The organism is Streptomyces regalis (genome assembly GCF_001509475.1).
GTDB lineage: Bacteria > Actinomycetota > Actinomycetes > Streptomycetales > Streptomycetaceae > Streptomyces > Streptomyces regalis.
In genome coordinates, this window is sequence record NZ_LLZG01000001.1 from 263129 (window position 1) to 279160 (window position 16032).

Genomic DNA, 16032 nt, shown 5'->3' on the forward strand with positions numbered 1-16032 from the left:
GTCGGCGCGCCGTCCCTTCGCGACTCCGTGTCTGCGCGTGTGCCGCCTTCCGTGTGTGCCCTGCCTCTGTGTCCAGCTGTCCGCGTACCGCTTACCGGGTCAGCGGCGCGCCTTCGTCCGGTCCAGTGCGGCGACGCCCAGTGCGGCGAGGCCGATCTGAATGAGCCACTCGATCCAGTCGACGCCGTCGGTGTCGGCCACGTCCAGGCCGGCCGCGAGCGCCGAGCCGAGCAGTGCGGCCACGATGCCGACGAGGATGGTCCACAGGACCCCGATGCGCTGACGGCCCGGCACCACGAGGCGCCCCAGCACACCGATGATGATGCCGATGACGATGGCACTGATGATGCCCGAGATTTCCATGTCGCCCCTCATCCTCCTTCCCCCGCAATAAGTTGAGTTCCCCATGGAGGGAGGGACAGTCCGTTCCGCTTCAACCGGCGGTGGACGCCGGGCCGATCGCTGCTCCGGCCCCGCCCGTGACGCCCGTGACGCCCGTGACCCACCCGGTGGCGGCCACCACCTCCGCGGCTATGCCGATCACCGGGCGGCCGTCGGTCACCACGCGCAGAACGTCCGTGGGAGCCCGCTCGTCCAGGAGCCGTGCCTTGCGGGCGCTGCCCCTCAGCTCGTGCTCCAGCTCGGAGCCGAGTTCGCGCCCGGTCAGCCGCTGTTCGACCGTCTCGTCGGTGGCGGTGAGCAGAACCCGAACGAGCCGTACGCCGTCACCCATGGCCTGGCGGAACATGGGCGCTGCCTCGTCGAGCACGCTGACGGTGTTCGTGTAGACGAGCCGCCGGTATCCGAGCTCGGCGTAGTTGCCCCATACGGCGGCCAGGTTCCGCTCCGTGATGCCGGCCCGGTGCGTGTCCCCGGCCGGTGCCGGATGGACGGCTCCCGTGTAGTCGCCGTCGATCACGGCATGCGCGACCTGCGCGGCCCGCAGCCGGGCCGAGACCTCCCAGCCCACCGTGGTCTTGCCGACCCCGGCCCGTCCTCCGATGAGCAGTACTTCCGCATGATCCATGCGGGCAGCGTGCCCCGGTGTGGGCATCCTTTGCGAGTGGTTTTGGCTCGGGCTGGTGCTGATGGACGGAGGCGGGATGGAGGAGCGGGTGCTCGGCGGCGGGGCCGTCAACGAGGTCGTGCGGGTGGGAGCGACCGTACGGCGTACGCCGCACGAACGGTCCGGGTACGTGCGGGAGTTGCTCGCCCTCTTCGCGGCCCGTGGTTGGGGCGGGGCGCCGCGCTGCCTCGGGACGGACGAGCGGGGTCGGGAGGTGTTCGGATACCTCGAGGGCCGGGCGGCCGTCACTCCCCGGGAGCGGGCAGCGGCGTGCACCGACACCGCGCTCGTGCGGGTCGCGCAACTCGTCCGCCGCCTCCATGACTTGACGCACGGAACGCCTCTGGCAGGCGACCGGGACGTCGTGTGCCACAACGACCTCGCCCCGAAGAACACGGTGTACGCGGTGGACTGCGCCGAGTGGTCGCCCACCGCCTTCATCGACTGGGACCTCGCCGCGCCCGGCGAGCGCGTCCATGACCTCGCCCATGTGTGCTGGCAGTACCTGGATCTGGGGCCGCGTATCACCGATGTGTCCGAAGCGGCCCGGCGCATCGCGCTCGTCTGCGACGCGTACGGGACGGGTGGCGGCAGCGAGGGCATCGTCGACGTGATCCTTTGGTGGCAGGACCGCTGCTGGAGGGGCATTGAGGTCGGCGCGGAGCGTGGTGAGCCGGCCATGGCGGCGCTGCGGGAGAGCGGGGCCGCGGACGAGGTGCGGAACGCGTACGCCTGGGTGGCTGGACACCGGCGCGAGCTGGGGGCCTTCCTCGGCTGACGCGACTCGCCCCGGACGAGGCGATGGCCGCGATTGACATGCAGGCAATTGCCTGCATAACGTTGAGCGTGCGATCAGAGAGCGACTCCGGGATGGACAAGGTCTTCAAGGCGCTGGCCGACGACACGCGCAGACGGCTCCTGGACCGGCTGCACGAGGACAACGGGCTGACCTTGGGGGAGCTGTGCGCGCGCATCGACATGACGCGCCAGTCGGTGACCCAGCATCTGGCCGTCCTGGAAGCCGCCAACCTGGTCAGTACGGTGCGGCGGGGGCGGGAGAAGCTGCACTACCTCAATCCGGTCCCGCTCCATGAGATCCAGGAGCGGTGGATCGACAAGTTCGAGCGCCCGCGGCTGCGCGTGCTCGGCGCCATGAAACGACGAGCCGAGGAAGCCATGACCGACAAGCCCACATTCGTGTACGTCACCTATATCGAGAGCACGCCCGAGAAGGTCTGGGACGCCCTGACCGACGCGGACCTGACCGCCGCCTACTGGGGTCACAGCAACGTCTCGGACTGGCGGGCCGGATCCCGCTGGGAACACGTGCGTACGGACGGCTCCGGCATCGCCGACGTCGTCGGCACCGTCGTGGAGAGCGAGCGCCCGAGCCGCCTGGTCACCACCTGGGTGGCGCCGGACGAGGAGGGACACGAGGACAAGTACTCCCGGGTCACCTTCGACATCCAGCAGCACGCCGAGATCGTCCGCCTCACCGTGACCCACGAGGACCTCCCGGACGAGGGCGCGCACGCCGACGTGTCGTCCGGATGGCCGGCCGTGCTGTCCAACCTCAAGTCGCTCCTGGAGACCGGCCACGTACTGCCGCAGGAGCCGTGGCTGATGCCGGCTCGTTGAACGAGGTCGCTCCGCGAGGGCGCGAGAAGGCCGGTCCGCGGGTGCGGACCGGCCGACGTGGCTGCTTCTCCGGTGAGCCCTACGACTTGGGGGTGCTCCTCGCCGCCGTACCGGCGCAGATCAGCCCCAGGACCACAGCCAGTGCGCCGATGATGATGTTGTTGACGACGACGCCTGCGTCCGGGCTGTCGCCGACGACCCACGGGGCGATGATCATCCAGGCGCCCATCGCGCAGAAGGCCCAGCTGAGGCCGTACATACGCTCCGGGGCCCGGGTGAACCCGAGGGCCAGCAGGCCGATTGCGATGCCCACGATCAGGTTGTGGGTCACGAGCGGAGGCTGGCTGGTCGTGTAGTGGAGTATCCAGGGGGACACCGCACAGTACAGACCGAGCAGGAACACCGGTCCGTCCACGAGTGCCACGTCACGACCGCCGAGCATGCGGTCGTAGCGTTCCCGCATTTCGGATACATCGGGGTGGGCGGTTATGTCACCTCTGGTGGGCTGCACGTTGGCCATGACTCGTCTCCTTTGACTTGCAGGCCTGACCGCGTCTGGTGCGGTATGCGGTAAGCGCCGCCTAGAGGACATTCTGCGCTTATTTCTTCTTTATGTGTAGAGCTCGTCGGGTTCATGACGATGTAGGCGCAGTCGCCGCTCGCAAAACTCTCCGGTGTCGGCCTGCGGGGTGTCGATCCGAGGGCGGGCCGTTCGTGTAGGAGGTGAGAGAGCGCCGCAGAGGGACGCTCCGACGCCAAGGAGGCCGACATGAAGTACTACCTGCTCAGCGTGATGCAGCCCGTGGGTGACGAGCTGCCCCCGCCGGAGGTGCTCGCCGAGATCGGCAAGAACCTCGACGTCTTCCACCAGGAGCTGAGGCAGGCCGGTGCCTGGGTCTTCGCCGGGGGACTGCACGGACCGGAGTCGTCCACCGTGCTCAGGCCCAGCGCCGGCGACGTCCTGATCACCGACGGACCGTACGCCGAGGGCAAGGAAATGCTCGGCGGGATCTGCCTGATCAAGGCGCCCGACCTGGACGCCGCCCTCGAATGGGGGCGCAAGGCGGCGCTGGCGACCACGCTTCCCATCGAGGTGCGGCCGTTCACGGGCGAAGCCGAGGACTGATGACGGCCCCGGACATCGAGGACGTCTTCCGTGCCGAGTACGGACGGGCCGTCGCCGTCCTCGTCCGCTTCCTCGGCGACATCGACCTCGCCGAGGAAGCGGTCCAGGACGCCTTCACCACGGCGGTGCGGCGCTGGCCGGAGACCGGTGTGCCGCCGAGCCCGGCCGGGTGGATCATCACGACCGCCCGCAACCGGGCGATCGACCGGCTGCGCCGCGAGGCCAAGCGGGACGAACGGCACGCCGAGGCCGCCCTGCTGCACGCCCCCGACGCACCGCCCGAGGAGGGCCCCGTGCGCGACGAACGGCTCCGGCTCATCTTCACCTGCTGCCACCCCGCCCTCGCCCCCCAGGCCCAGGTCGCCCTCACCCTGCGCCTCCTCGGCGGACTCACCACCACCCGGATCGCCCACGCCTTTCTGGTGCCCGAGCCGACCATGGCCCAGCGTCTGGTGCGGGCCAAGGCGAAGATCCGCGACGCGCGCATCCCGTATCGCGTGCCTCGTGACGCCGACCTCCCGGACCGGCTGAACGGCGTCCTCGCCGTCGTCTACCTGATCTTCAACGAGGGGTACGGCGGCTCGCCCGAGCTGTGCACGGAAGCCGTACGCCTGGGCCGGCTGCTCGCCGAGCTGATGCCGGACGAGCCCGAGGTCACCGGCCTGCTCGCGCTGATGCTCCTCGTCGAGTCCCGCCGGCCCGCCCGGGAGGACGCCGACGGAGCGCTCGTGCCGCTGCCCGAGCAGGACCGGGATCGCTGGGACCGCGACCTCGTCGCGGAAGGACAGGCCCTCGTACGGCGATGCCTGCGCCGGAACCAGCCGGGGCCCTACCAGATCCAGGCCGCCATTCAGGCCGTGCACAGCGACGCGCCCACCGCCGAGGCCACGGACTGGAGGCAGGTACTCCAGCTGTACGACCAGCTGATGGCCCAGGCCCCCAGCCCCGTCGTCGCCCTGAACCGGGCGGTGGCCGTGGCCGAGGTCGAGGGTGCGCGAGTGGCCCTCGACCTCGTGGACGCCCTCGACCTGGACGGCTACCACGTCTTCCACGCGGTCCGCGCCGACCTGCTGCGCCGCCTCGGCCGGGACACGGAGGCGGTTCGGGCGTACGAGGCCGCGCTGGCCCTGACCGCGAGCCCGGCAGAGCGCGCCTGGCTCGACCGCCGGCGCCGCCCTCACACGCTGAGCGCCTCCCGCACCGCCACCTCGGCCTCCGCGCCGCCCTCGCCGAAGGACGTGACCCGCCCGGCCTCCAGCACGTAGTACCGCTGAGCCGCCCGCATCGCGAACCCGACGTGCTGTTCGACCAGCAGCACCGAGAGCCCGCCCCGCGCGGCCAGCGCGAGGATCGTCTCCTCGATCTCGGCGACCACCGACGGCTGGATGCCTTCGGTCGGCTCGTCGAGGAGCAGCAGCCGAGGCTCCGTCACCAGGGCGCGGGCGATGGCGAGTTGCTGCCGCTGGCCGCCGGAGAGCAGGCCCGCGCGACGGTTGGACAGCGCTCGCAACGCCGGGAACAGGTCCAGCGCCTCGGCGACCGACTCCTTGCCGCGCCTGCGCCCGTCCGCGACGAGCTGGAGGTTCTCGGCCGTGGTCAGGTGCGGGAAGGACTGCTGGCCCTGCGGGACGTACGCCATCCCGCGCGCGACCCGTTCGTGCGGCTTGCGGCGGGTGATGTCCTCGCCGTCCAGGCGGATCGTGCCGCTGGTCGGCGTGAGCAGTCCCACGGCGGCCCGCAGCAGCGTGCTCTTGCCCGCGCCGTTGTGCCCGAGCACGGCAGCCACGCCGTCCTTGGGCACCTCGACGGAGACGCCGTGCAGGACGGAGCTGCGGTGGTAGCCGACGCGTACGTCGTCGATCTGGAGCATCACGCCTCCTGTACGGCCACGTCGGCGGTGGTCTCGGCGGCCGCGTGCCCGAGGTACACCTCCTGCACCTTCGGATCCGCCTGCACCTCGGCGACCGTGCCCTCGCTGAGCACCTTGCCCGCGTGCAGCACGCTGACGCTGCGGGCGAAGGACCGCATGAAGTCCATGTCGTGCTCGATGACGACCACGGTCCGCTCCGCACTGATTCGCTGCAGCAGCTCGCCGGTCGCCTGACGCTCGTCGTGGCTCATGCCGGCCACCGGCTCGTCGAGCAGCAGCAGCCGTACGTCCTGCACGAGCAGCATGCCGATCTCCAGCCACTGCTTCTGACCGTGCGCGAGCGTCCCGGCGGGGGAGTCGGCGAGCTCGGTGAGCCCGACCGTCTCCAACGCCCTGGCGACCGGCTCGGGGACATCCTTGCGCCGCCGCAGCATGGTCCACAGGCTCCGGCCCGCGCCCGCCGCGATGTCCAGGTTCTGAAGGACCGTCAACTCCTCGAAGACGGTGGCGGTCTGGAAGGTCCGCCCGATGCCCGACCGGGCGATCCTGTGCACGCTGCGCCCGAGCAGCTCCTCGCCGCCGAACCGCACCGAGCCCTCCGCCCGCACCAGGCCGGTCACAGCGTCGACGAGGGTCGTCTTGCCCGCGCCGTTGGGACCGATGAGGAACCGCAGATCGCCCGGGCGGACATCGAGGTCCACTCCGTCGACCGCGGTGAACCCGTCGAAGGACACGCGCAGTCGGCGTATCTCCAGCCCGCTCATGCTGCCTCTCCTACGGGGATGACGGCCGCCTTCTTCTCCTCGGCTGTGGCCCTGCGGCGCCGCACGATGCCCGCAAGCGAGGCGAGCCCGCCGGGCAGGAACGCGAGCGCCACGATGAACAGCAGCCCCTGGAAGTACGTCCACGCCGCCGGGAACTCCTCCGACAGCGCCGTCTTCGCCCAGGCCACCGCGACCGCGCCGAGCACCGCCCCGACCAGGCTCGCCCGGCCTCCCACCGCCGCGCCGATGACGAACTCGATCGACGGCACGATGCCGATCAGCGCCGGCGAGATGATGCCGACCGCCGGCACGAACAGCGCGCCCGCGAGGCCCGCCATGCCGGCCGCCACCACGTACGCGACGAGCTTGACGTTCGCCGGGTCGTAGCCGAGGAAGCGCACCCGCTCCTCCGAGTCCCGTACGGCGACCAGGAGTTCGCCGTAGCGGCTGTGGATCAGCTGGCGGGCGAGGGCGATGAGCAGCAGCAGGGCGGCGGCGATGACGAAGTACACCATCCGCTGGTTGACCGGGTCGTCGAGGGCGTAGCCGAAGAAGCCCTGGATGTCGGTGAGCCCGTTGGTGCCGCCGGTCGTGGCCTGCTGGCCGATCAGCCAGATGGCGAAGGCCGCGGCGAGCGCCTGGCTGAGGATCGCGAAGTACGCGCCCTTGACCCGGCGCCGGAAGATGAAGGAGCCGAGCACGGCGGCCACGGCCATCGGGAGGAGCACGGTCGCCGCGAGAGCGAACAGCGGATTGGCGAACGGCTGCCACCACCAGGGGAGTTCGGTGGCGGTGCCGTACAGCTGCATGAAGTCGGGCAGGTTGCCGGGGCCCGCGTCGGCGATCTTCAGGTGCATCGCCATGGCGTAGCCGCCGAGCCCGAAGAACACGCCCTGACCGAGCGTCAGCAGCCCGCCGCGGCCCCAGGCCAGACAGACACCGACCGCGACCATCGCGATGCACAGGTACTTGGCGAGCAGCCCGAGGCGGAAGTCGGACAGGACCAGCGGGGCGAGAGCGAACAGCACGACGGCCGACCCCGCGAAACCGGCCGCGGCCCGGGCCGAGGGGCCCTTGAGCAGGTTCATACGAGACTCCTCGTGCGCAGCGTGTACAGCCCCTGGGGCCGCCACTGGAGAAACGCGACGATGCCGACCAGCACCAGCACCTTGGCGACGCTGACGGTGGTGGAGTACTCCAGCACCGACTGGAGCACGCCCAGCACGAAGGCGACGATGACCGTGCCCTTGAGCTGTCCGATGCCGCCGACCACGATCACCAGGAAGGCGTCGATGATGACGTTGGTGCCCATCGTCGGCCCGATCGGACCGACCAGCGTCAGTGCCACCCCGGCCACACCCGCGAGCCCGGAGCCGATGAAGAAGGCCGTACGGTCCACGGTCGACGTCGAGATGCCGGACACCTCCGCGAGGTCACGGTTCTGCACGACGGCCCGGATCCGGCGGCCCAGCGGCGTCAGCCGCAGCGTCAGCGACAGCGCGACGACCGCCGCGACCGCCAACCCGAGAATGAACAGGCGGCTGTTGGCGACGGTCAGCGGATCGTCGCCGCCGATGAGGGTGATGTTCCCGGTGAGGACGTCGGGCGCGCGGGTCTGCACGTTCGGCGCGCCGAAAATGTCCCGGGCGAGCTGCTGGAGCATCAGGGAGACACCCCAGGTGACGAGAAGCGTGTCAAGTGGCCGCAGATACAGGCGTCGTATCAGCAGCCATTCGAGAAGTGCGCCGAGGGCGCCCGAGACGAGAAATGCGACGGGAAGAGCGACCAGAAGTGAAATTCCGGCGCTGGCAATGGACTTCTGCAGGACATACGTCGTGTAGGCGCCGGCCATGATGAACTCGCCGTGGGCCATGTTGATGACGTTCATCTGGCCGAAGGTGAGCGAAAGGCCGAGCGCGATGAGCAGCAGAACGGCACCGATGCTGATGCCGGTGAAGGTCTGACCGAGGACCACGGTCATACGGCGGCTCCGGGGAGGCGGGGGAGCGGGGGACCCGGCGGGCGTGCCGGGCCCCCGCGAGGCGAGCGGTCAGGACAGGCCGGAGGCCCAGGAGTAGCCCTTGAGGTAGGGGTCCGGCTTGATGGGCTTGCCGGAGTCCCACACCTGCTCGATCAGACCGTCGGAGCCGACCTTGCCGATCCGGGCGGTCTTGTAAATGTGCTGCGAGGCGCCGTCGATGGTGACCTTGCCCTCGGGCGCGTCGAAGGTGATGCCGTCGGATGCGGCCTTCACCTTCTCCGGGTCGAAGGACTTCGCCTTCTCGACCATCGCCTTCCACAGGTAGACCGAGACGTACGCGGCCTCCATCGGATCACTGGTCGGCTTGTCCTGGCCGTACTTGGCCTTGTACGCCTTCACGAACTTCTCGTTCGCGGCGCCCTGCGTGGTCTGGTAGTAGTTCCAGGCCGTCAGCTGCCCGTCCAGGTACTGCGTACCGATCGACTTGACCTCCTCCTCGGCGATCGACACCGAGACGACCGGCATGCTCTTCGCGGTCAGGCCCGCCGACTTGTACTCCTTGAAGAAGGCCACGTTCGAGTCGCCGTTGAGGGTGTTGAAGACCGCGTCCGCCTTGGACGACTTCACCTTGTTGGCGATCGTGCTGAACTCCGTGGATCCCAGCGGCGCGTAGTCCTCACCGAGGATCGTCATGCCGTTGGCCTTGGCGTACGCCCTGATCTCCTTGTTGGCGGTACGCGGGAAGACGTAGTCGCTGCCGACCAGGTAGAGCTTCTTCAGGCCCTGGCTCTTGAGGTAGTCGAGGGCCGGGACGATCTGCTGGTTGGTGGTCGCGCCCGTGTAGAAGATGTACGGCGACTGCTCCAGGCCCTCGTACTGCACGGGGTAGAAGAGCAGCGACTTGTTCTTCTCGAACACCGGCTTGACGGCCTTGCGGCTGGCGGAGGTCCAGCAGCCGAAGGTCGCGGCGACCTGGTCCTCCTTGATCAGCTTCTGCGCCTTCTCGGCGAAGGTGGGCCAGTCGGAGGCGCCGTCCTCGCTGATCGGCTTGATCTTCTTGCCGAGCACACCGCCGGAGGCGTTGATCTCGTCGATGGCGAGCGTCAGCGAGTTGCGTACGGTGACCTCGCTGATCGCCATCGTGCCGGACAGCGAGTTGAGCAGACCGACCTTGACCGTGTCGCCGCTGACGTCGATCTTCGCGGCCTTGTCGGACGAACCCGCCGCGTCGGTCTTCGCGCCGCACGCCGAGAGCGCGACGACGGCGGCGAGCGCCGCGGTACCGGCCAGGAACCGGCGCCGGTGTATGTGGGGAAGGCTGGACAATTGGACCTCCTTGTCCCCATGACGAGGACACCTGAAAAGGAAGGAATCAGCAGCCCTTCAGGGTCCCTGAAGTGCGGTCCACAGCCTCAAGTCACCCTGTTTCCAAGGTGTTTCGAGTTACTTTCCCAGCTGTATCTTCCGGCTCGCCGCAGGCAACGAAACGGGAAACAAAAAAGCCCCGGGTCGAATTCCGCACCGGAATTCACAGTTCGCCCGAGGCATTCTAGATACTTCCTGTGGGAAGTATCTGCGTGTGGTGAGGTGCATGTCAAGGGTGAGCGCCGTCGAGGTCGAGCTGAGTGAGCACGTCGAAGTCCACGCCGTCCGCCTGCGCGAGGTAGATCCGCTGCTGGACGTGGCTGTCCCTGAGCCGCAGCAATCCGCGCGGCCCTTCGTACGACACCGACTCGGCGCTCGCGCCGATCGCCGCCACGTCCAGCGTCCTGGCCCGGGCGATGAGTGCGGCGAGCAACAGCACGCCCTCGTAACACGATTCGCCGAGACTCCCGGGTGCCGGCGCCTCGATGCCGTACCGCCCGGCGTACCGGCCGTGGAAGTCGAGGGTGTCCTGGTTGGCGAGCGAGGCGAAGAACCCGGCGGTGCTGTAGAGGCCGGCGGTCGCCGTGGGGCCGCTGGCCATCAGCATGTTCTCGTCCATGAGCGTGCTCAGGCGCAGGCACCGCTGGTCCAGGCCGACGGCGGCGAACGCCCGGTTGAAGCGGACGGCGTCGTTGCCCACCAGGAGCATCAGGACGGCGTCGGCCTCCGACTGCTCGATGCGCCGCAGCACCCCGTCGAAGTCATGGGTGCCCAGCGGCAGATACGCCTGTCCGCAGATGCCGCCCCCCGACTCGTGCGCATAGGTGCGCGCGGCCCGTGCGGTCCGGCGCGGCCACACATAGTCGTTGCCGACGACGAACCACCGCCGCACCTTGCGCTCGCCCGCCAACAGGCGCATCGCGGGCCGCAGTTGGTCGTCCGGTGTCTCACTGGTCAGGAAGACGCCCGTGGTGTGCTCCCCGCCCTCGTACAGGGCCGTGTACACATACGGCACCCGGTGCGCGATGCGCGGCGCCAGTGCCTGGCGCACCGAGGAGATGTGCCAGCCGGTGACGCCCTGCACGACGCCCAGCTCCACCAGTGCCTCGACCCGGTCGGCGATCTCACGGGGCTCGGCGCCGCCGTCCACCGGCAGCAGCCGCAGCTCCTTGCCGAGCACGCCGCCCGCGTGATTGACCTCGTGGGCGGCGAGCTGTGCGCACAGCTCGCAGGTCGGGCCGAAGATGCCCGCGGCGCCCTGCATGGGGAACACGAGAGCGACGCTGAGCACGGAGTCGTCGACGGTGAACCAGTCGAGCGGATGGGGGTCGAGCTGGAACATGCGGTCATGATTCCGGGTCCGCTCGGTGAACTCCAGTCCGTCTCGTGGGCCGGGCGGTGTGGAAGTGGTGGGCGTCGACGACCGTTTGTGGGGACGTGGACGATGTGGCCGCCCCATGTGGTGAAGCGGCGCTTGTACGATTGACGGCACCCCGGGACCGAGGGAGCAGGATGCCTACCCCACCTCCGCGTCAGCCCCAGGATCTGACGCAGCTGTTGACGCGTGCCGAACGACTGGCCGCGCGCCGGTTGCAGAGCGTGCTCGACGCGGACGGCTGCTCGCTCGACGCCTGGCGGGTGCTCTCCCTGCTCTCCGACGGCGAGGGCCACTACATGACAGCGGTGGCCGAAGCGGCCTTCCTGCCGCCGGCGACGCTCACCAAGCTGGTCGACCACCTCGTCGACCAGAACCTCGTGTACCGCCGCGTCGATCCGCTCGACCGGCGCCGCATCCTCGCCCACCTCACCCCGCGCGGCGAGACCTACTGGCGGCGGATCAGCCGCGAGGTCCGCGCGAGCCTGCCGGTGCTGAGCGAGGGCGACGAGGACCTGCTGCGTGGCCTGCTGGAGCGACTGGTCGACACCCTGGAGCAAGCGGCGACGCAGAGCGCCACCTGACGTCGACTCCCCAGCCGACTTTCAGGTTGCTTGGTCTGAACCATTGACTGGTACAGACCAAAGCGGTTGAGTGTGTCCTCACACCCCCCACCACGGCCGCCCCCACGCCGTGGCCGACCTTGTCGGCGCGTGCGCACAAGGCCCTGCTTCGCCCTGCCCTTGTCCGGGTGCGGCCGTGCTCCGCAAAGGAGTTGATCCTGTGTCGAGGCGCCGCATAGCCGCACTGCTGTCCTCACTCGCCCTGGGCAGCGCCGCACTGCTGCTCCAGCCGGTCCCGAGCGCGTCCGCCGCCGGCTTCGTCGTCAGCGAGTCGCAGTTCAACCAGATGTTCCCGAACCGGAATTCGTTCTACACGTACAGCGGCCTCACCGCCGCCCTCAGCGCCTACCCCGGCTTCGCCAACACCGGCAGCGACACGGTGAAGAAGCAGGAGGCGGCCGCGTTCCTCGCCAACGTCAACCACGAGACCGGCGGCCTGGTCCACATCGTCGAGCAGAACCAGGCCAACTACCCCCACTACTGCGACTGGAGCCGGCCGTACGGCTGCCCCGCGGGCCAGGCCGCCTACTACGGACGCGGCCCCATCCAGCTCAGCTGGAACTTCAACTACAAGGCGGCCGGTGACGCCCTCGGCATCGACCTGCTGGGCAACCCCTGGCGGGTGCAGAACGAGGCGGCCGTGGCCTGGAAGACCGGCCTGTGGTACTGGAACACCCAGAGCGGTCCCGGCACCATGACCCCCCACAACGCCATGGTCAACCAGGCCGGCTTCGGCCAGACCATCCGCAGCATCAACGGCTCCCTGGAGTGCGACGGCAAGAACCCGGCACAGGTACAGAGCCGCGTCGACGCCTACCAGCGGTTCACGCAGATTCTCGGCGTCTCCCCGGGCGGCAACCTGTACTGCTGATGCCCCCGGTGCCCGAGACGTGCCCGAGGTGTGTGCGAGACTCCGCCGATGACCTCCGAAACGATCACCGCGGACGCCGCGGGCACCTGGAAACTCGGCGCCCTGTCCGTGAGCCGCGTCGGCTTCGGCGCGATGCGGCTCACGGGCAGTGCCGCCTTCCACCACGGGACGCCGAGCGACCGGAACCGCTCGATCGCCGTGCTGCGCAAGGCGGTCGAGCTCGGCGTCACCCACATCGACACGGCCGCCTTCTACTTCTCCGCCCTCCGCTCGGCCAACGAACTGATCAACAGCGCGCTGGCGCCGTACCCCGACCACCTGGTCATCGCCACGAAGGTCGGTCCCCACCGCGACTACGACGGGCAGTGGGGCACCTCGTCCCGCCCCGACCAACTGCGCGGCCACGTCGAGGAGAACCTGCGCCAGCTGGGCCGCGACCACCTGGACGTCGTATACCTGCGCCGCATGCGGCAGGACTCCATCGCCGAGCACTTCGGCGCGCTGGCCGAGCTGCGCGAGGCGGGGCTGATCCGGCACCTCGGCATCTCCGCCGTGGAACCGCGACACCTCGCCGAGGCCCGGGCCATCGCGCCCGTGGTGTGCGTGCAGAACCGGTACGCGCTCGACCGGCCCGACCCCGAGGCCGACGAACTCCTGCGCCTGTGCGGCGAGCAGGGCATCGCCTTCGTGCCGTTCTACGCCGTGGCCGGCGACACCGGGGAGCAGGGCGCGACCACCGCCCACGACGACGAGGTACTCGCCGTGGCGCGGGCGCACGGCGCGAGCCCCGCCCAGGTACGCATCGCCTGGACCCTGCACCAGGGCCCGCACGTCCTCGCCATCCCCGGCACCGGCAACCCCGACCACCTGGTCGAGAACGTGGCCGCGGGCGCCCTCCGCCTCACCGACGACGAGCTGGCCCGGCTCAACTCGGCGCGGCAGCAGACCGGTTGAGCCGGAGCCACCGGGTCACCGCTCAGCCCGTGTACCCGGTCACCGGATAGTGGTCCGAGAGGTTCGTGTACGTGTAGTCGGTGCCCCAGCTCGTCACCGTCCAGGGCGCGCTCTGCTCCTTGACGACCTCGTTCTTCCAGACCGTGGGACGGGCGTGACCCGCGCGGTGCAGGACGTAGTCCAGGTCCTCGCGCGGGTCGTCGGGGTAGCGGTCGCGGGCGATGGAGTTGTCCTGCGTGTCGAAGGAGTACGGGTGCCCGGCGCGCGCATCGGCCCCGACCAGACCGCCGTCGGTGAGCATCGAGGCGTACTCGGCGGTGCGCGAGTCGACGTTCAAGTCCCCGGCGACCAGGACCTGTTCACCCGCGGGGATGTTCTTGGCGTCCAGGAACGCGTCGATCGCCCTGAACTGCCGGCTGCGCATCGCGGCGGCCTCACCGGCGTCGCAGCCCGGGTCGGTCGACTGGGCGTGCGTGCCGACGACGTGCACCTTGGCACCGTTCACGTTCAACACCACATACGCGAAGCCCTTGTTGGACCACCAGTCCGCCCCGCACGCGTCCTTGAACACGTACTGCTCCTTGCGCAGCACCGGCCACTTGCTGAGGATCGCGACCCCGCCGTCCTCGGGCGTCGTCGCCGAGTACGCCCCGCCCGTCGCGTCCCAGCCGTCCTTGCTCCGCCCCACCACCGGCGTCTGGTACGGATACACCCCCGCCACCGCTGACTTCAGCGCGTCGGACGAGGAGTTGTCGAAGGCCTCCTGCACCACCACGACGTCGTTCCCACGGAAGAACGACGCCTTCGCGATCTCCGCGGCCCGGTGGTCCTGGCCCCAGTTCGGGTAAAGGGTCTTGCTGAACAGGAAGACGTTGTACGACAGCACCCGCAATGGCGGGGCCTGGTCGGCGGCCGTCGCGGTGGGGGCGGTGGCCGCGAGGCCGGTGGTGGCGAGCGCGAGGGCGAGCACGGCTGCGCCCGGGGTGCGGCGCGGTGCGAAGAGCGTCACTGGATCTCCCTGAGGGTGAGGGGGGCTGAGTGGCGCCGCACATCAAACCACCGGCGATTACTCCCAGGTAACACCCGTGCGGGAAAAGAATGTCGGGCGGCGGTACGCCCGGGTCAGACCCTCCACACCCCGTCCCGCATGAGGAACCGGCCGCGCATCTCGTGCTCCCCGTTCCGCACCTGGACCGTGCGCGGACGCACGCGGAAGTAGACGTACGGCAGGCTGTCCGCCCGGGGGTCCCATCCCGTCTTCGCGAGGAACGCCTCGGCCGCCGGGGCCGGCACCTCGTCGGCGGCATACATCTCGGCGTCGCCTTCGATGAGAACGACGTCGAGCGTGTCCCCGAGCGCCAGCCGGGTCCGGCCGCCGTCGCGCAGGTTCCGGCCCGTCGGAGTGCTCAGCCGCGTCGCGAGCCACAGGGACTCGCCGTCGTACACGAACCAGAGCGGGACCAGGCAGGGCAGCCCGTCGGTGTCGGCCGTGGCCACCCAGACGTCCATCTCCTTCGCCAGCCGGGCCAGGAGATCGCGCTTGCGCTGCGAAGGGTCGCGGGGCGGCTCGGTGATCGTCATGGCCGGGACGGTACCGGGGGACTGGGCGGTGCGGATCGGGCCCGGGGCCCGACTCGGTTCGGGCCTGAGCCCTAGGCCCTGTCGTCAAATTCCCGCCTGCCGCGCAACGCCATGCACGCTCCCCCACTGCCTTAAGGGCGTGGGAGGTGCCCCCACTCGCCGCACCGGGCGCAGACCCACGTACAAACCAGTACGAGGGTCTGCGCCCGGCACGCCGAGAGCACGCACCTGACGCCGCGCGGCCCGCCCTTCGGGCGGACGACGGGAATTTGACGACAGGGCCTAGGTCCACGGGGCAACCGGGCGTCCGTCGCTCGGCGACTGTGCCTCCATTCCGCGGGCGACTGGCGTCCGTCAAGTTTTACGTATAACCTCTCCCGTCAATCGAACCTCCCGGAAGGCCCCGATGAGACGCATCGCCCTGGTCACCCTCGTCGTCGACGACTACGACGAGGCGATCCGCCACTACACCGAAGCCCTCGGCTTCCGGCTCGTCGAGGACACCCCGCGCCCGGACGGCTCCCGCTGGGTCGTCGTCCAGCCCGGCGGCGAGGGGACCGGTCTGCTGCTGGCCCGGGCCAAGGGCGACCAGCAGCGCGCCCGGATCGGTGACCAGACCGGCGGGCGCGTCGGGTTCTTCCTGTACACCGACGACTTCACCCGCGACCACGCCCGCATGCTCGCCGCGGGCGTGACCTTCCTGGAGGAACCGCGGCACGAGCCGTACGGCTCCGTCGCCGTCTTCCAGGACCTCTACGGCAATCGCTGGGACCTGCTCCAGCCCGCCGGCTGACCCGCCTCCCGCTCCTTCTCCCGCC

The 16032-nt window shown here is 69.8% G+C and carries 19 protein-coding genes; 8 read left to right on the forward strand and 11 right to left on the reverse strand.

Annotated features, from left to right (window positions below; translation table 11 throughout):
* Nucleotides 1-99: 99 nt before the first annotated feature.
* Entirely contained in the window at nt 100-363 is a 264-nt protein-coding gene (locus ADL12_RS01135; protein WP_062697420.1) for a hypothetical protein, read from the reverse strand.
* Nucleotides 364-433: 70 nt separating this feature from the next.
* Complete coding sequence (locus ADL12_RS01140) at nt 434-1027, reverse strand: nucleoside/nucleotide kinase family protein (protein WP_062697422.1); 594 nt, start codon at nt 1025-1027, stop codon at nt 434-436.
* Nucleotides 1028-1103: 76 nt separating this feature from the next.
* On the opposite strand from ADL12_RS01140, the gene ADL12_RS01145 reads away from it, so the two are divergent.
* A complete protein-coding gene (locus ADL12_RS01145) occupies nt 1104-1844 on the forward strand; it encodes a phosphotransferase (protein WP_062697424.1) in 741 nt (246 codons plus the stop codon).
* A 92-nt stretch (nt 1845-1936) separates the two neighbouring features.
* Entirely contained in the window at nt 1937-2704 is a 768-nt protein-coding gene (locus ADL12_RS01150; RefSeq protein WP_062697426.1) for an ArsR/SmtB family transcription factor, read from the forward strand.
* Between the two features lie 79 nt (nt 2705-2783).
* On the opposite strand, the gene ADL12_RS01155 is transcribed toward ADL12_RS01150, so the two are convergent.
* Nucleotides 2784-3224 carry an SPW repeat protein gene (locus ADL12_RS01155; RefSeq protein ID WP_079051781.1) on the reverse strand — a complete coding sequence of 147 codons (441 nt, stop codon included), beginning with the start codon at nt 3222-3224 and terminating at the stop codon, nt 2784-2786.
* 249 nt (nt 3225-3473) lie between these two features.
* On the opposite strand from ADL12_RS01155, the gene ADL12_RS01160 reads away from it, so the two are divergent.
* Together ADL12_RS01160 and ADL12_RS01165 are read left to right on the forward strand one after the other, a co-directional pair.
* Entirely contained in the window at nt 3474-3830 is a 357-nt protein-coding gene (locus tag ADL12_RS01160; protein WP_062697430.1) for a YciI family protein, read from the forward strand.
* The gene (locus ADL12_RS01165; RefSeq protein ID WP_079051782.1) at nt 3830-5095 is read left to right on the forward strand and encodes an RNA polymerase sigma factor; all 1266 of its coding nucleotides are present in this window, start codon (nt 3830-3832) and stop codon (nt 5093-5095) included. Before ADL12_RS01160 ends, ADL12_RS01165 begins: the two co-directional genes overlap by 1 nt.
* Here the strand turns inward: ADL12_RS01165 and urtE are convergent.
* The 6 genes from urtE to ADL12_RS01195 all read right to left on the reverse strand — a co-directional run bounded on the left by urtE (nt 5008) and on the right by ADL12_RS01195 (nt 11152).
* Nucleotides 5008-5700, reverse strand: a complete 693-nt coding sequence (urtE, locus tag ADL12_RS49445) for an urea ABC transporter ATP-binding subunit UrtE (RefSeq protein WP_079051783.1) — start codon at nt 5698-5700, stop codon at nt 5008-5010. The genes ADL12_RS01165 and urtE overlap by 88 nt on opposite strands.
* Nucleotides 5700-6464: an urea ABC transporter ATP-binding protein UrtD gene (urtD, locus tag ADL12_RS01175; protein ID WP_062697434.1), complete on the reverse strand. Its 765-nt coding sequence runs from the start codon at nt 6462-6464 to the stop codon at nt 5700-5702. Before urtD ends, urtE begins: the two co-directional genes overlap by 1 nt.
* On the reverse strand, nt 6461-7552 hold the full coding sequence (gene urtC / locus ADL12_RS01180) for an urea ABC transporter permease subunit UrtC (RefSeq protein ID WP_062697436.1): 1092 nt from the start codon (nt 7550-7552) through the stop codon (nt 6461-6463). The genes urtD and urtC overlap by 4 nt, the downstream gene beginning before the upstream one ends.
* Entirely contained in the window at nt 7549-8445 is an 897-nt protein-coding gene (gene urtB / locus ADL12_RS01185; RefSeq protein ID WP_062697438.1) for an urea ABC transporter permease subunit UrtB, read from the reverse strand. The genes urtC and urtB overlap by 4 nt, the downstream gene beginning before the upstream one ends.
* A gap of 69 nt (nt 8446-8514) precedes the next feature.
* On the reverse strand, nt 8515-9771 hold the full coding sequence (gene urtA / locus ADL12_RS01190) for an urea ABC transporter substrate-binding protein (protein WP_062697439.1): 1257 nt from the start codon (nt 9769-9771) through the stop codon (nt 8515-8517).
* A gap of 268 nt (nt 9772-10039) precedes the next feature.
* Nucleotides 10040-11152 carry a substrate-binding domain-containing protein gene (locus ADL12_RS01195; RefSeq protein ID WP_062697441.1) on the reverse strand — a complete coding sequence of 371 codons (1113 nt, stop codon included), beginning with the start codon at nt 11150-11152 and terminating at the stop codon, nt 10040-10042.
* Between the two features lie 170 nt (nt 11153-11322).
* Between ADL12_RS01195 and ADL12_RS01200 the strand changes: the two genes are divergently transcribed.
* From ADL12_RS01200 to ADL12_RS01210, 3 genes are all read left to right on the forward strand, one after another.
* Nucleotides 11323-11769 carry a MarR family winged helix-turn-helix transcriptional regulator gene (locus tag ADL12_RS01200; RefSeq protein WP_062697443.1) on the forward strand — a complete coding sequence of 149 codons (447 nt, stop codon included), beginning with the start codon at nt 11323-11325 and terminating at the stop codon, nt 11767-11769.
* A gap of 199 nt (nt 11770-11968) precedes the next feature.
* Nucleotides 11969-12679, forward strand: a complete 711-nt coding sequence (locus ADL12_RS01205) for a chitinase (RefSeq protein ID WP_062697445.1) — start codon at nt 11969-11971, stop codon at nt 12677-12679.
* 48 nt (nt 12680-12727) lie between these two features.
* The gene (locus ADL12_RS01210) at nt 12728-13633 is read left to right on the forward strand and encodes an aldo/keto reductase (protein ID WP_062697446.1); all 906 of its coding nucleotides are present in this window, start codon (nt 12728-12730) and stop codon (nt 13631-13633) included.
* Between the two features lie 22 nt (nt 13634-13655).
* On the opposite strand, the gene sph is transcribed toward ADL12_RS01210, so the two are convergent.
* Nucleotides 13656-14642, reverse strand: a complete 987-nt coding sequence (sph, locus tag ADL12_RS01215) for a sphingomyelin phosphodiesterase (protein WP_062697448.1) — start codon at nt 14640-14642, stop codon at nt 13656-13658.
* A gap of 113 nt (nt 14643-14755) precedes the next feature.
* Nucleotides 14756-15214, reverse strand: coding sequence for a pyridoxamine 5'-phosphate oxidase family protein (locus ADL12_RS01220; RefSeq protein WP_062697450.1), 459 nt, complete (start codon nt 15212-15214; stop codon nt 14756-14758).
* 406 nt (nt 15215-15620) lie between these two features.
* Between ADL12_RS01220 and ADL12_RS01225 the strand changes: the two genes are divergently transcribed.
* Nucleotides 15621-16007: a VOC family protein gene (locus tag ADL12_RS01225; protein WP_062697451.1), complete on the forward strand. Its 387-nt coding sequence runs from the start codon at nt 15621-15623 to the stop codon at nt 16005-16007.
* The last annotated feature ends 25 nt before the right edge of the window (nt 16008-16032 follow it).

Excerpts from the sequence above, each read along its gene's own strand:
- ADL12_RS01135 (WP_062697420.1), bottom strand. The coding sequence starts at position 363 with ATGGAAATCTCGGGCATCATCAGTGCCATCGTCATCGGCATCATCATC.
- ADL12_RS01220 (WP_062697450.1), bottom strand. The coding sequence starts at position 15,214 with ATGACGATCACCGAGCCGCCCCGCGACCCTTCGCAGCGCAAGCGCGAT.
- urtE (WP_079051783.1), bottom strand. The coding sequence starts at position 5,700 with ATGCTCCAGATCGACGACGTACGCGTCGGCTACCACCGCAGCTCCGTC.
- ADL12_RS01145 (WP_062697424.1), top strand. The coding sequence starts at position 1,104 with ATGGAGGAGCGGGTGCTCGGCGGCGGGGCCGTCAACGAGGTCGTGCGG.
- ADL12_RS01155 (WP_079051781.1), bottom strand. The coding sequence starts at position 3,224 with ATGGCCAACGTGCAGCCCACCAGAGGTGACATAACCGCCCACCCCGAT.
- urtB (WP_062697438.1), bottom strand. The coding sequence starts at position 8,445 with ATGACCGTGGTCCTCGGTCAGACCTTCACCGGCATCAGCATCGGTGCC.
- ADL12_RS01195 (WP_062697441.1), bottom strand. The coding sequence starts at position 11,152 with ATGTTCCAGCTCGACCCCCATCCGCTCGACTGGTTCACCGTCGACGAC.
- ADL12_RS01165 (WP_079051782.1), top strand. The coding sequence starts at position 3,830 with ATGACGGCCCCGGACATCGAGGACGTCTTCCGTGCCGAGTACGGACGG.
- ADL12_RS01160 (WP_062697430.1), top strand. The coding sequence starts at position 3,474 with ATGAAGTACTACCTGCTCAGCGTGATGCAGCCCGTGGGTGACGAGCTG.
- ADL12_RS01150 (WP_062697426.1), top strand. The coding sequence starts at position 1,937 with ATGGACAAGGTCTTCAAGGCGCTGGCCGACGACACGCGCAGACGGCTC.
- ADL12_RS01140 (WP_062697422.1), bottom strand. The coding sequence starts at position 1,027 with ATGGATCATGCGGAAGTACTGCTCATCGGAGGACGGGCCGGGGTCGGC.
- urtD (WP_062697434.1), bottom strand. The coding sequence starts at position 6,464 with ATGAGCGGGCTGGAGATACGCCGACTGCGCGTGTCCTTCGACGGGTTC.
- ADL12_RS01210 (WP_062697446.1), top strand. The coding sequence starts at position 12,728 with ATGACCTCCGAAACGATCACCGCGGACGCCGCGGGCACCTGGAAACTC.
- ADL12_RS01225 (WP_062697451.1), top strand. The coding sequence starts at position 15,621 with ATGAGACGCATCGCCCTGGTCACCCTCGTCGTCGACGACTACGACGAG.
- ADL12_RS01200 (WP_062697443.1), top strand. The coding sequence starts at position 11,323 with ATGCCTACCCCACCTCCGCGTCAGCCCCAGGATCTGACGCAGCTGTTG.
- urtC (WP_062697436.1), bottom strand. The coding sequence starts at position 7,552 with ATGAACCTGCTCAAGGGCCCCTCGGCCCGGGCCGCGGCCGGTTTCGCG.